This is a genomic window from Paenibacillus tritici, from assembly GCF_018207515.1.
GTDB classification, from domain to species: Bacteria; Bacillota; Bacilli; order Paenibacillales; family Paenibacillaceae; genus Paenibacillus_AQ; species Paenibacillus_AQ tritici.
In genome coordinates, this window is sequence record NZ_CP073365.1 from 5,700,660 (window position 1) to 5,711,921 (window position 11,262).

At 44.1% G+C, this 11,262-nt stretch carries 13 protein-coding genes; 2 read left to right on the plus strand and 11 right to left on the minus strand.

Features of this window, described 5'->3' with window-relative positions; translation table 11 throughout:
- Positions 1 to 15: 15 nt before the first annotated feature.
- The 8 genes from KDC22_RS24425 to KDC22_RS24460 all read right to left on the minus strand — a co-directional run bounded on the left by KDC22_RS24425 (position 16) and on the right by KDC22_RS24460 (position 6,539).
- A complete protein-coding gene (locus KDC22_RS24425; protein ID WP_211720675.1) occupies positions 16 to 588 on the minus strand; it encodes a redoxin domain-containing protein in 573 nt (190 codons plus the stop codon).
- A gap of 125 nt (positions 589 to 713) precedes the next feature.
- Positions 714 to 1,406, minus strand: coding sequence for a response regulator transcription factor (locus KDC22_RS24430; RefSeq protein ID WP_211720676.1), 693 nt, complete (start codon positions 1,404 to 1,406; stop codon positions 714 to 716).
- Positions 1,407 to 1,441: 35 nt separating this feature from the next.
- Entirely contained in the window at positions 1,442 to 1,873 is a 432-nt protein-coding gene (locus tag KDC22_RS24435) for a DUF6526 family protein (protein ID WP_211720677.1), read from the minus strand.
- A gap of 22 nt (positions 1,874 to 1,895) precedes the next feature.
- Positions 1,896 to 2,612, minus strand: coding sequence for a class A sortase (locus KDC22_RS24440; protein WP_211720678.1), 717 nt, complete (start codon positions 2,610 to 2,612; stop codon positions 1,896 to 1,898).
- Positions 2,613 to 3,617: 1,005 nt separating this feature from the next.
- Positions 3,618 to 4,841 carry an FAD-dependent oxidoreductase gene (locus KDC22_RS24445; protein WP_211720679.1) on the minus strand — a complete coding sequence of 408 codons (1,224 nt, stop codon included), beginning with the start codon at positions 4,839 to 4,841 and terminating at the stop codon, positions 3,618 to 3,620.
- An 85-nt stretch (positions 4,842 to 4,926) separates the two neighbouring features.
- Entirely contained in the window at positions 4,927 to 5,475 is a 549-nt protein-coding gene (locus KDC22_RS24450; protein ID WP_211720680.1) for a YeeE/YedE thiosulfate transporter family protein, read from the minus strand.
- Positions 5,476 to 5,511: 36 nt separating this feature from the next.
- A complete protein-coding gene (locus tag KDC22_RS24455) occupies positions 5,512 to 5,739 on the minus strand; it encodes a sulfurtransferase TusA family protein (RefSeq protein ID WP_211720681.1) in 228 nt (75 codons plus the stop codon).
- A gap of 110 nt (positions 5,740 to 5,849) precedes the next feature.
- Complete coding sequence (locus KDC22_RS24460; protein WP_246552957.1) at positions 5,850 to 6,539, minus strand: YeeE/YedE thiosulfate transporter family protein; 690 nt, start codon at positions 6,537 to 6,539, stop codon at positions 5,850 to 5,852.
- Between the two features lie 171 nt (positions 6,540 to 6,710).
- Here KDC22_RS24460 and KDC22_RS24465 point away from each other — a divergent pair, with 171 nt between their 5' ends.
- Positions 6,711 to 7,598 carry a LysR family transcriptional regulator gene (locus tag KDC22_RS24465; protein WP_211720682.1) on the plus strand — a complete coding sequence of 296 codons (888 nt, stop codon included), beginning with the start codon at positions 6,711 to 6,713 and terminating at the stop codon, positions 7,596 to 7,598.
- A gap of 11 nt (positions 7,599 to 7,609) precedes the next feature.
- Here the strand turns inward: KDC22_RS24465 and KDC22_RS24470 are convergent, their stop codons facing one another.
- Both KDC22_RS24470 and KDC22_RS24475 read right to left on the minus strand, forming a co-directional pair.
- A complete protein-coding gene (locus KDC22_RS24470) occupies positions 7,610 to 7,825 on the minus strand; it encodes a sulfurtransferase TusA family protein (RefSeq protein ID WP_211720683.1) in 216 nt (71 codons plus the stop codon).
- Between the two features lie 94 nt (positions 7,826 to 7,919).
- Entirely contained in the window at positions 7,920 to 8,801 is an 882-nt protein-coding gene (locus KDC22_RS24475) for a LysR family transcriptional regulator (RefSeq protein WP_211720684.1), read from the minus strand.
- Positions 8,802 to 8,959: 158 nt separating this feature from the next.
- On the opposite strand from KDC22_RS24475, the gene KDC22_RS24480 reads away from it, so the two are divergent.
- Positions 8,960 to 10,012 carry a YeiH family protein gene (locus KDC22_RS24480; RefSeq protein ID WP_211720685.1) on the plus strand — a complete coding sequence of 351 codons (1,053 nt, stop codon included), beginning with the start codon at positions 8,960 to 8,962 and terminating at the stop codon, positions 10,010 to 10,012.
- A gap of 946 nt (positions 10,013 to 10,958) precedes the next feature.
- Here KDC22_RS24480 and KDC22_RS24485 read toward each other — a convergent pair.
- Positions 10,959 to 11,153 (minus strand): hypothetical protein, encoded by a 195-nt coding sequence (locus KDC22_RS24485; protein ID WP_211720686.1) that lies wholly within the window; start codon positions 11,151 to 11,153, stop codon positions 10,959 to 10,961.
- Positions 11,154 to 11,262 lie beyond the last annotated feature (109 nt).

An 11,262-nucleotide genomic window follows, 5' to 3' on the forward strand; every position in this document is an offset into this window, starting at 1 on the left:
CACGTCCCCCCTTCATTACTGAACCTGCTGCATAAGTTCCTCGATGATTTCGTAGGTCATCGGGCCGACGATCTTTTGCTCGATTTCCCCCTTTGAATTCAAGATAAAGGTTGTAGGAATGGTGGTGACTTGATACAAATCGGCTACCTCAGAACCTTTATCAAATACGATCGGGAATGTTAACTGATACTTGTCAATAAATTGATGGATGTCCTCCTGTTTAGCTTCCGATTCTGTCAGGTTAATTGCGATCAATTCTAATCCCTCATCTTGATAATCTGAATAGAAGGACTGTAGGTGCGGCATCTCAGCAATACATGGCGAACACCAGGTTGCCCAAAGATTCACAATCACTCGTTTTCCTCGATAATCCGACAGCGAAAGTCCTTCGCCGTCCGTTGTCAATAACGTAAAATCTGGTGCCAGTTCCCCTTGGTTCAATCCGATTTCACTCTCTTGTTGTTCTTCCTCTACTGTGTGTTCTGCTTGCTTTTTCTGCACTAGTCTCGAATTCTCTTTACTTTGAATATCATAGGCGCCCCATATGATGAGGGCAATCAATCCGAACAATGCAAACCACTTTTTCATAAGAGCCAGCCTCCTTTCTGTATACTGTATAGGTCCATTGTTAAGTTTCCTTAAAGACAGATAACTGGGAAAATATTATCCTAAGCAAAAAGAAAACTGCCCTCGGGCAGTCAAATGAAAAAGCATTAGTATATTACAAATCGATATCCCATGCCTCTGATGGTTTCAATACATTCGGTCGTGCATTCTGTTTCAGCCAATTTCTCTCGGAGTTTGCTGACATGAACATCGATGGTGCGTTCAATGACAAGCTTTTCACTATTCGGATAAAGTTCCTCCAAAATTTGCTCGCGACTCAAAATCTGTCCAGGATGCTGCATCAAAAAATGAAGAAGACGAAATTCATGTTTGGTCAAAGGCAATAGTGCACCATTGCATTTGGCTTCCCCGCGAAATGGCTTAACGGTGAGCCCTCTATAACTGATTTTACTACAGCGATTCGCGGTTCTTCTCAAAATCGTCTCGACACGTAGAACTAACTCTTGCGGGCTGAACGGCTTGGTCACATAGTCATCTGCTCCGAGTTGCAAACCGTTAATACGCTCCTGCTCATCCACTTTGGCAGTTAACATCATGATCGGTACATCACTCTTCCATTCACTGCGAATACGCCGACATAGTTCTTCGCCGGTTTGCTTGGGCATCATGAGATCCATAATAACAAAACAGGGATCATATGTTTCAAACTTGCGTTGCCCTTCCTCTCCATCCTCAGCTTCAATAACCTCAAACCCCGACTTTTCCAAGTAAATTTTGATCAATTGCCGAATCTTCTGATCATCCTCAACGAGCAAAATGTTCTTTCCTCTTAACTCCATTACCAGACACCTCGGCTTTCCCGGCTATTTCAATATCAAACCCTCCAGTCATCAGCGCGCCACCGGGTAATGTGACGTTTTATCGCATCAGGCGCCATGCCCTCTCCAACAGCACGCTGGCAAAGCGCAAGAAACTCATCATCTTCTGCGAACCGCAGTGCAATCACTTGCCTTAATTGCAAGTTGGTATCAAGGGGCTGGCCGGTTAGCTGGATATGCCTAAAGTTCACTTCATTCCAGATGATTCGATCCTGGAGCTTCATCGCATACATTCGCGCCAGCATCCCGAGAATAGTGATGCCAATAGATGTAAGCAAGAACAGGAATGCAGGCAAGCTCCCCTTACTCGTAACGACATAAACAATTGCAAGAATTAATAAAATCAGTGCCAGCGGCATCAAAATGTAGTGTTGCAACGGGGTGATTTTTTTATGATTTTGATAGTTCTGAGGTTGATTCCTTTTCATCAGATTTCACCTTTCCTCTGTCTTATAATGGCTCGAACGCTTCATGAATGGTGCTGTCCACTTCGCTATAATCAACAATTTCCTCGAGTTCACCTGTTACGATTAAACGATCCGAGCCATCTGAGCTGTAACAAGTGACGAGGGTTAATAATGTTTTATCTGCCACATCATCAATTACATCCACGCGTTCAGGCATAACAACTTGACTTTGAACCATGGTGTATTTAAATACCTTGTCCTTATTCGTGATAAAAAGCTCATCACCCGCTTCTACATGCTTTAAGGCTCCAAACAAAAGTTGCGGATTACGCGAATTATGGGCAGCAATGGCATAATTGCCTTCACCCATCGCTTGATCAGGCTTCATGGTTGCGCTGGCCGCTCTCAAATTCTCATTGGTTGCCCCATACAATATCGGCAAGTTTATGTCTACGCTAGGAATATAGATCCCGCCTATAACATTTTCAGTTTTGATCGTTGCTTTTTTATCGAGGAATCCTAAATTCTCTACTGCCGTGAAATCAAAACTCTCCACTTGTTTCTTCTGGTTCTGTTCATCCAGACTCTCCATATTTTTCTTGATGCCTTCGGCACCCAGTCCGGTTTGATACAGCGAATTCAAATGGTTTGGAGAGATCCAATAGTCCATAATCGGTTTGTATATCATCATTCCGCCTCCTGCAAGCAGCAAGATAACGGAAAAGATGCTGTAGTAACGTTTTCGGCTTCTGTTTTCCATTATGTTGTTCTACCCTCCTTTCCTGAGACATCCTGAAAATGATCATACCTCCTCATTGTTAAGAATTGTTTAAGCACGGCAAACTCCCATTGCCAAGGCACAACTAGGGAGTATTCGATCTGGAACACCTTGAGGGGTAACACATTCAGGCATTTGGATAATCACGCAGGGATCTGCAAACACATCAGGGAGTCTGTCCTACGAAAGAACATAATCATCACTCCTTAACAAACTGTATTAATCTAGCCAAGGCCATTAAACCAACTTTCTTTTTATAAGGCTGCTTTTTAAATTAAGACTGTCTAAGGTGTACTCATCAATTGAAATGAAATTAGTCGTTAAATGAATCGACAGTCAAATGGTATTTCCCCCCTCCATGTTTCTAATATGCTTGGTCCATCGTAAACGATTATATACCATTCGATAGATCAATTGAATAATACTTTAATATAGGCATCCGTTCAAGTCTATTTACTTGCCGGTTCCTGGGTTACCTGTCCTCGCGTTGTCGATGCTTACACTACGGTAGGCTACCAGGTCATCGGTGCACTCAAAACCAATCGAAGAGGTTCACTCGGCTAAAACTTTTATCCAGTTGGGGATACTCTTGCCTTGGACTAATTTGTATAACACGGTCAGGTGAGAATATACTTTTTCCTTTTAGTGATGGACTGCGCTTCGTACACAAGTGCCTGGCGATCGGTATAGGAAGTTGACTTTTCGATCATATAAATTCCATAATAGGGTCCGGCGCCTCTGTTACTGAATTTAGTTAAAAACTACGCGAAAAGTTTCAGAGAGAGTGATTTCACACACAATACTTCATTGGAGGATTAGCCGATGAGTTAGTTTAATATTACAAAAAAACATGCTGGAACAATCTGTAACTAAACTGTATTCTCTGAAGTTTAATCTGATTGAGCGAAGATAGACATAGATTTTTGACCAAAAAAAAAGAAATAAGGTATGAAGCATCCTTATCTCTCGTCTAGTTTGGAGTATTTTCTAAAGCAAAAGACTGTCTAAACGTTCTTCATTAATATTTTCGGTAATTATCCTCTGGATTTTCCCGGCGGTGAAGTAAGCGACAGCCGGTACGATGTCTATACCAAGTTTCCCAGCCAGTCCGGGCGATTTATAGACATCCACTTTGGTTACCCTCAGCTGTGTGGCGTGAGCCTGCTCAAATTTCTCAATTAATGGCAGCAGCTCGCGGCACTTCGGCTCGGTAGCATTCCACAAATAGACGACCGAAGGCTTGCCATGATTTAAAATCTGATTTTCATATACTTCGCATTCTGAAATATACTTCTCTGCGTTGTAACCGGCAATCGCGCCGTCCCCCACCGCCGTAGCAACCTGCTTCAGGAATTTGTCGCATACGTCACCTGCGGCGAATACACCGGGTAAATTCGTCTCCATTTTCTCGTTGACGAGCACGTAACCATTTCGATTCAGCGTGATCGTATCAGCAAATATTTCCGTATTCGGGTTATATCCAATGAACAGGAAGCAAGTATCCACCTTTACCGGCTGCAGTTCGCCGGTTTTCAGATTTTTCAGCACTACAGCCTCCAACTGTTCTTCTCCTTCAAAAGAGTCGACCATCGTATTCCACAGAAACTCCATCTTGGGATTATCGAGAGCCTGATTTTTGGCAATTTCATTGCAATCCATTTTACCATGATCATGCATCACTGATACGATCACCTTGTCGGCAAACTTCGTCAGGAACATCCCTTCTTCAATGGCCGCATCTCCGCTGCCAATCACCATCACCGTTTTGCCTGTATTAGCCGCCGCATCACAGGTCGCACAGAAGGAGATTCCCTTATCGTATAGAAACTTTTCCTCATTCTTTGCGCCGGTCAGTCTGGGTTTCCCGCCACTGGCAATGATTACGGCCTTAGATTCATAACGAACCCGGAACGTTTCAACAACCTTCACCTCACCTGTCAAAGAAATCGCTTTGACATCAGTCATTTTGAAATCTACGCCAAACTTCTTCGCTTGTTTATGGAACAGGCCCATCAATTCTGTACCCGTCGCCCCCTCAGGAAACCCAGGGTAATTTTCTATCTCATTCGTATACGTGGCAAGACCGCCAAACAGCGTTTTTTCCAGAATCAGTGTCTTGAGTTTGGCACGTCCACAGTAAATTCCCGCCGTTAACCCCGCCGCACCACCGCCGATAATAACGACATCATACTGCTCTGTTTTCTTCTCCATATGCCTGAACCCCCATCGCAAATGTTGATTTCAAAGAAGCAGGCTGACCTTTTAGTCAGCCCGTCATCAAGTCCATTGCTCTCGTCTACATGAAAAATTTAGCTAATAATTTACTGCCGATAAAAGCACCTGCAAGCAGGAACAGCCAAAAAATCCAGCCGGAGAGTGACAACGAAGAAATCGAGGTAAATAACGCCCCAATATTACAGCCATTGGCAAGTCTCGCTCCGTAACCCATCAGTAATCCGCCAAGCACTGCTGCAAACACTTGCTTCAGTGAACGAAGCTTCTTCAGCTTGAATTCCGAAGCAAACAGCGTAGCCAGCAATGCCCCCAGAATAATACCCAGGTTGCGAATTGATCCTCCATCGTTCAGAAAGCCGGCAGACAGCGTCTTTTGCGCCTTCTCCGAGCTGAAATACGCCCAATTGTCCACATTGCCTCCGACGAGCTGATACATCCAGGCACCCCAATCTGCAAAGGCGCTCGTTACCCCCCAGCCCTTCGAGAATACAGCAAGATGGGCTATTGCCAATACAGCGAGCAGTACGGCTCCAGTTACATAAGTTAGCGGTTCTTTCAGCAATTGCTTATAAAAACGATTAGAGGATATTTTTAACCAAAATGCGTTCACCGTTCAATTCCTCCCATCTTCAACATACCGTCTACTCTATTTCACTTTCTCGATCACAATTTCCCATTCGCCATCATCAATTTCTTCAATTTCTACGTTGTGGCCTTGCGTTCTCGCCCATTCAGGAACATTCTTCATCGCACAGCTATGGTCAATCGACACGACTAGCACGTCGCCTACCTTAAGCTCCACCATCTTTTTCTCCGTTCTCATCAACGGAACCGGACAAGCTTCTCCCATGCAATCCAATGTAAATTCTGCCATTTTAACAACCACCTTAACTTAGTATTTTTGTGAATAATTTCACTTTCCATCGAAACCAAACAGACACTCTGCATCCAAACTCAAGAAAAGCACCTTCATCCGATGAACCCTTACTCCGCACTACCCACTTTTTTCTGCTGCCATTTGACAGAAGCAATATAAAGCAGCAGGATGATTAAAAACTGAACCAGCAAGGCTCCTAACCAACCAAACACATCAGGTAAAAAAACAGCCGGCGCATCCTTTATCACAGTTGTCTGCCACCAGCCCATATCATGCGCTCCCCACAGAGAACCAATTACAAAGAACACCAGAGATAGCATCTGCATCGTAAAGCCTTCCCCGACCCGCATAAGTGTACCTGAGGCGCAACCGCCGGCAATGACCATCCCGATCCCGAAAATAACGGCGCCGATGACCAATGCCAGACTGATCTGACCGACATTATCCATGCCTGGAATCGGGTTGCCTGCTGCAAATGCGGAGTATTTTATTGCCGAGAAGCCGATGGTCGCGAGAGAGCAAGCAATTAATACCGCCCTTGTCACGGATGTACTCCCCGTAATCCAGGGATCTCTCATTGAAGCCGTAAAACAAAACCGCGCTCTTTGCAAAACTACGCCAAACGCAAGCCCGAAAAGTAAATAGATCACCATTTTGTCATTGTACTGATTCAAATAGAAACCAAATCCAATGACGAGAACCGAAGCCAAAAGAGCGATCGGCAGCTGGCTCTTCTTTGGCTTTCTAGGTGCCCGGGTGCGAACGGATTTCGCTGCGAGACTAGCGCTTTGCTCCATAAATGAACACCTCCTACCTTGAAGTTAATTAACTATGTGAAAATAGTAACATGATTATAAAGCCTGTGGTTATCTGCATTTTCAATGCTGTATAAGTTTTTCTAATGGCGATTTAATTATAGGCAGGTTATGATATACAGTGGTCAGAGATTGACAAAGGAGGGCATTACAATGAATCTGGAAACGCTTAAATCATTTCTCGATATTGCCAGGCTCAATAGCATCTCCAAAGCTGCGCAGAAGTCGCACATCACGCAGTCCGCGCTTAGCCAACAATTAAAATCCTGGGAAACATCGCTGGGCACCGAACTGCTACAGAGAAGCAACAAAGGGGCGCAGCTCACGGACGTTGGAGAAATTGCGCAGAAATACGCAACACAAATTTGTAAACTATATGAGGATATGGTCACCGAAATCGAACAATTTAAGCCTGCCCAGTATCAACAACTTTCCATTTACGCGATCCCTGAAGTTTGCAACTATGCTCTGCCCTGCACATTATTTGAAGTGAAGAATCACTTCCCTTTTTGCAATATTTCATTAAATGAAGCGCTCAGTCCGCACATTGAGGAGCATATTTTACTTGAAGAAGGAGACATCGGCTTCATCTCTGGTCCATCCTCCAAGTCAGAGATAAACTCGTATAAGGTATTTTCCGACCAAGTCATGCTCGTCTCCAGCTACTCCAAGCCTGCTCCTCAGGAAATTAAATTGGAAGAATTGCCTCGGTACCCCCTAGTTGGGTCTACCCAGCTTATCTGTGTTCAACGCTCGCTGGAACAGACTTTGACAGAAAACGTGAAGCTGAACATTCTCTACAACCTTGATTCCATTGAGGCCGTTAAGCTGGCTGCAATCAAAGGACATGGCGCTGCATTTCTGCCGTATATGTCCATAAAAAAAGAGCTGTACAACAAACAGCTCAAACCAATTCATATTCGTGATCTCCAGGTATACAATGATATTTATATGGTCAAGAAGCATCATCAAAATTGTAAACGCGATACAAAGCAACTTGTTCAATATATTGAACAAACCTTAATTGATACGTTATGCTGAGAGCTCAATGCTCAAGCCTCTATACTAATCTCCCATACGCCATTAATCACTTCTTGAGCTGAACAACGCAGATGGGTCTGCTTGCAGTATTCTGTGATCGATTTTCTCGCACAGCTATGGTCTGTGAGCAGCAGTACCTTTTCACCTCGATAAATCGCTTGATGATGCTTCTTAAGCATCAATACCGGCACCGGACAAATTTCTCCCATACAATCAATTTCAATCATACTTGGCACTCTCTCCTCACTCGACTCTTTGATAAGTCCTGTACTGTGTCAACCTTCATGAATAGAATATGATCCATAGTATATTGAATGTATGCTACTTCAAATATTCCTTAAGCGTTTCAATAAACGTCTCCAGAGCTTTTGTCTGGTATGCCGATCTGGTGACGATGGTGAAATTCCGTTTAAACGGAAGCCCTTCTACATGAATCTTTCCGATGTATCCGCTTGTTAGCTCTTTAGCAATTGCCCACCCTGACAGCAGACTGATCCCCAATCCTGCCTCAACTGACTCCTTAATCACCTGTGTACTTCCGAATTCCATGATAGATTTCGGAGTAAACTCATACATTTCAAAGAAATTGTCCGCTGCCTGTCTTGTTCCGGAGCCTTCTTCCCGAAGAATCCACGTTTCATCCACCAAGTCTGAAAGGCGCAATTCCTCTTTCTTTTCTAGTAAAGGATGCTGCGGCGAAGCAACTATAACCATATGATCCTCCGAAACGATTTCTGAGTGTATTTGATGATCGTTGAAAAAACCCTCGATAATTCCAATATCCAATTGATAGGAAATCACCAAATCGATTATTTCCTTCGTGTTATGAATGATGATTGACGGTCTGATAAGCGGGTATTCTTTTTTCAGCTTGGCGATAATATGCGGTAAAATATATTCGCCGAATGTATAGCTCGCGCCAATGGCTATTGGGCCGCTGGCATTGTTGGCCAAATCATCTACTAAGTATTGCATTCTTGTGTAGAGTGCAAGGATTCCTTTTGCATGGTGGTAGACAATTTCCCCGGCTTTATTCATTCGCACGAATTTATTGCTCCGCTCCAGTAATCTTGTCCCCACCACCTGCTCTAATGTTCTAATGTACTGGCTGACGGCTGGCTGCGTCATATGCAGTTCCTCTGCGGCTTTCGTGAAATTTTCTTTTTCTACGACTTTAATAAACACCTCTAAATATTGATCCATATTGGTACACTTCCATCCAATTTTGTTTTTACTTAGCTGTAATCATTGCCGTGTTTATTTATATGAAATCACTTATCATCCATATTATATATCATTATTTTCCTTATATATAAAATAGGGGGTACACTCGACTTATGAAAATAATTTGAGGTGATGAAATGGAAGGCCAACAAGCAAATATTCCGGATGTCAAGGAGAAAAACCTTCTCAATCCCAAAAAGAAAGCTTCTGTGGGTTTATGGTTATCAGGCATTGCTTTCACCGTTGTTATTGCAGCAATTGGGTTTGTTTTATCAAAGGTTCCCGGGTTTGATCATGTTGGCCCGCTGGCCTGTGCGATTGTGATCGCAGTTATTTACCGGCAACTTTTCGGTTACCCGGAGGCATTGCGACCCGGGATTCAATTTTCAGCCAAGCGTTTATTGCGTTTTGCGATTATATTATATGGTCTGAAATTAAACATAGATACTGTTCTTCACCAAGGACTTGACCTGATTGTCCGCGATATGGCGGTAGTTGGATTTGCAATTTTGGCAACCGTTTGGCTGGGAAAGGTCCTCAAAGCGGAGCCATCATTATCATTGCTTCTTGGAATTGGAACTGGTGTCTGCGGTGCTGCAGCTATTGCCGCCGTATCACCGATATTGAAAGCTGATGACGAAGATACAGCCATTGGAGTTGGCATTATTGCCCTGGTAGGAACCATTTTTTCGGTTGCTTATACCATTCTTCGGCCTTTTTTACCAATATCATCTATTCATTATGGGATTTGGAGCGGCATCAGCCTTCACGAAATTGCACATGTCGCATTGGCGGGGGCCCCAGCAGGGCAAGATGCACTGGCGATTGCCCTGCTGGCCAAATTAGGCAGAGTACTGTTGTTAGTTCCCTTATGCTTTATATTGATATTTTGGATGAAACGGAAAAACTCCGGAAACAGCAATGGTGCGAAAATTGAACTTCCGTGGTTCCTTATCGGCTTTATTCTAATGAGTCTATTTGGCAGTTATTGTTTAGGTAAGTCCATTGCTATTTCCCCGGGGTTTATGAACGGAGTTTCCAATCTGACGACCTTTATTCTCACATCGGCCATGGTCGGACTTGGATTGAATGTAAATCTGCGCGACCTCCGGGCAAGAGCTTTGAGACCGCTTATTGCGATGCTAATCACCTCTATTGTATTATCGGTTGTTACATTTTTCATTGCTTAAAATCCGTTCAACAGCGTTGGTTCAGTGGCAACGATGGTAGTTGACGATTTCTTGACGCCAGTTGCGCAAGGTTTTCAAGGAAGTAGTTAACGCCGGATATGCGCTGTGTTGACATCCGGTGAGTAGTAGTACCATTCCGCGAATACTCCTTTCTAGGCGTGGGCCTGCTAAAGCCAAGGGTAGCCACCTCAATATGAATCGTTTGGTGGTCTACTTCCAATTGTCGTAAGCCTCAATAAGTCGCGGAGCAAAAGCGTCGCTCCGCTTCAAAAAGAGCTCGCTGCAATCGAGCGTGAAATGAAAATGTTGGATTCCCAGAAGGCAAAGGTACTTTACCCTCTACGAAAGCGACACAATCGATAACGACATCTTGGTCGAACGCATCAACGAGCTGAGGTCGAAGTACTACGTGCTTGCAAACCGAAAATCTGAAGCGGAGCGACAGCTTGATGAAAAAAACCAGGCTGAACCCCATCCCACTACAGCTCGTACGCAAAGCGCTCAGAACTTAAACGGGCTCCTGCAGTCCTCTCCGCTCGAAACTCAAAGACGTTAATTCAGACCATAGTGAAGCATATAGCTGTTCAGCAAAGCCAAAAGCTTCGAGGCGTCGAACTAGAATTCGATGAGACGCTACGGCAGTTTCTGGTCGTCGCAGTGGCCTCCACCGATAGGGAGGCCACTGAAAAAGTCTCTTTATAAAAACCGTCAAATATCGCGGGATGTGACTAGGATGTTCCATTCAAAAAAAATAGCCCTTTGTACCGTTCCTATGTGTGAAGCCTCCACACATATATATAAATCCGTGCCCCGCAAGGAATTCCACAAAAAACTTGTCCTTATTTAGGATACGCTTCACCGCGTTGTCTGTAACGGCAAGTTTTAGGACCATCCTTTTGTGGGATGGCCCTTTCATTTTTCTCATTATGTTGAACTATGTTCCCCGTTAACGAGCCGCCAGCATACTGGAAATACTGAAGAAGAGAAATCGGTTTCTCAGTTGACCAGCGAACACGGCATTCATGCGAATGTCCTCCAACGGTGGAAAACGGAAGCCATCCATAATCTCCACCAGCTCTTTGTGGATGATCGCCAAAGCATCACCAAAATGATGATCCGAGATTACCAGGCGCTTCAGCATACGTGGTTTCTCAAAGGCAAGCAACGCATCATCCAGACCACAGGCAAACATCGCGGCGTCAGGCCGTTAGCCGTACGGAATTATAGGACGGGTCAAATTCTCTGGAAAG